The following is a 2,516-nucleotide window of genomic DNA, read 5'->3' as shown; positions in this document are numbered from 1 at the left end:
CTCCCGTAGGAGTCTGGGCCGTGTCTCAGTCCCAGTGTGGCCGGTCGCCCTCTCAGGCCGGCTACCCGTCGTCGCCTTGGTAGGCCGTTACCCCACCAACAAGCTGATAGGCCGCGGGCCCATCCCTGACCGATAAATCTTTCCACCTCCGGACGATGCCGTCAGAGGTCATATCCGGTATTAGCCCCGGTTTCCCGGAGTTATCCCAGAGTCAGGGGCAGGTTGCCCACGTGTTACTCACCCGTTCGCCGCTAGGGCATCCTCCCGAAGGAAGAGCCTCGCTCGACTTGCATGTGTTAAGCACGCCGCCAGCGTTCGTCCTGAGCCAGGATCAAACTCTCCGTGAAGGTTTTATATGATGCCGGCCCTGGCGAGGACCGGTTCATCGACACAGAAAGCGTCCGTCCGAAGACGGACAATCACTGGTTCATACGAGCTGACAAAATTGTTTGCTCGATGTACCAAAGGAATCGCTCACGCAACCGAAGCTGCGTGGACGAGGTATTTCATGGCACTGACTTTCGGCACGCTGTTGAGTTCTCAAGGAGCGGACGCGCACCGTTGCAGCCGTTTCCGACTGGTCTGGGGCAACCCGAGTCACGCTACCCGGTCAGAAGTATCGAGTCAAACCTCGAACCCGCCCGGGTCTTCCCACTTGGTCTCCGCGGTCCGCATGAAGCGGATTGCCTCGCGCTTGGGGGAAGTCCGCCCGACCTGCCCGGCCCGGCCTCTCGGCCCGTTCCGTTCAGTCCGCCGTGCGAACAAGAAGAACATTAGCCAGCGTCCAGCGGAGAGTCAAATCCCGGTCCGGAAACGCTGCAGGCCCCGGATTCCGGGGCCTCCGTGCGCGAGCGGGGCTGGACGCACGGGGTTGAGCTCCGGCGGCTGCCAGGTTTCAGTTGTGTGAACTGGGGCACTCGGGGCATGTCAGCCCGTCAGGCGGACGGCCTTCCGCTTGCCGGACGCGAGCACCTGGCCCGTCAGTTCGGCCCGGGGCACGTCGTACCGGCGGGCGATCAGCGGTACTCCCCCGACGCGGACGGCACCGGCATCGATGTCGCGGCGGGCGGCCGACGAGCTCGCCGCAAGGCCCGCAGCCACCAGCAGGGCCGGCACGTGCACCGGATCGCCCTCCGCCATCCGGTGCTCGGGCACGTCGGTGGGCACCTCGTTGCGCTTGAACACGGCGTCGAAGCGTTCCTCGGCCGCGGTGGCCGCGTCCGGCCCGTGGTAGAGCGCGACGATCTCGCGCGCCACCCGGCGCTTGGCGCGGTTCGCCCCGCCTCCCCCGGCGGAGACCTCAGCCTCGATCGCGTCGACCTCGCGCGGGTGCAGGGCGGTGCACAGTCGGGCGTACAGGCCGACCACCGAGTCCGGGATGCTCATCAGCTTCCCGAACTGTTCGGGCGCCGGCTCGTCGATGGCGACGTAGTTGCCCAGGCTCTTGCCCATCTTCTCGACGCCGTCGGTGCCCACCAGCAGCGGCACGGTGAGCACGGCCTGCGGCGCCTGTCCCCGGGCGCGCTGCAACTCGCGTCCGACCAGGTTGTTGAAGGTCTGGTCGGTGCCGCCGAGTTCGATGTCGGCCCGGATCGCCACCGAGTCGATGCCCTGCAGCAGCGGGTAGAAGAACTCGCTCAGCGTGATCGGCTGCTTCGCCGAGAAGCGCCGCGAGAAGTCGTCGCGCTCGAGCAACTGGGCGATCGTCACGAGCCGCGTGTACCCGAGCATCTCGGCGAGGTTCATCGTCCCGAGCCAGTCGGCGTTGTTCACGACCTCGGTGCGATCCCGGTCGAGGATGCGCATGAGCTGGTCGAAGTAGCCCTTGGCGTTCTCGACGACCTGCTCGGCGCTCTGGGCGGCGCGGGTGCTGGTGCGTCCGGACGGGTCGCCCACCTGGCCGGTGAACCCGCCGACGACGAGGACCGCGGTGTGACCGAAGTCCTGGAACTGCCGCAGCTTGCGCAGCACCACCGCGTGGCCGAGCGTGAGGTCGGCGCCGGACGGGTCGATGCCGAGCTTCACGCGCAGCGGCCGCTGCTCACGGTCGGCGGCGAGCAGGCGTTCGGCGAGGCCGTCGGCGGGCAGGATCTGCGCCGCCCCGGACGCGAGCACCTCGTGCGCCTCGCGCAGGTGGTCGGGCAGGTCGGCGGCGGTCGTGTCGGCAGCGGTCACGGGATCCCATTCTCCCGGTGCCCCGCCGACCGTTTCCGCCCGCCCGGCTTGAACCTCGACACGGTCGGGTCGCCGTCGAGCCAGAACCGCCACGGCCGCTCGGCGGCCCGGACGATGCCGACCCGGGGTCCGGCAGCGACGACGCCGGTGCGTCGGGTCGGCATCCGCTCGAGGCGCACCGCCGATGTGTCCGTGCAGAGGTCGGCCCCGTTCGTGCCGGCGTCGAGGCCGAGGCACTGGGCCAGCCGGGCCGGGCCGCGCGCGAGGTCGCGCTCGCTGCGCGGCGCGGCCCGCCGGGCGGGGGGGAAGGCGTCGTCCCGCCCGTCCGCGGGGGCGCGGCG

At 69.4% G+C, this 2,516-nt stretch carries 2 protein-coding genes and 1 rRNA gene; all 3 read right to left on the bottom strand.

Going from position 1 to position 2,516, the window contains the following annotated elements; all coding sequences use genetic code 11:
• Positions 1-347: ribosomal RNA gene (locus ACTHMS_RS15415) — 16S ribosomal RNA — on the bottom strand; the annotation flags it as partial.
• Between the two features lie 580 nt (positions 348-927).
• Positions 928-2,175, bottom strand: a complete 1,248-nt coding sequence (tyrS, locus tag ACTHMS_RS15410; RefSeq protein ID WP_440307556.1) for a tyrosine--tRNA ligase — start codon at positions 2,173-2,175, stop codon at positions 928-930.
• Positions 2,172-2,516: DNA-3-methyladenine glycosylase (locus ACTHMS_RS15405; RefSeq protein ID WP_440307555.1), on the bottom strand; the 345-nt coding region annotated here is incomplete at its 5' end. The genes tyrS and ACTHMS_RS15405, both read right to left, overlap by 4 nt.

Source organism: Jatrophihabitans sp. (assembly GCF_051960575.1).
Lineage (GTDB): Bacteria > Actinomycetota > Actinomycetes > Mycobacteriales > Jatrophihabitantaceae > JBQCEE01.
This window is presented reverse-complemented; position numbering and strand designations above follow the sequence as displayed.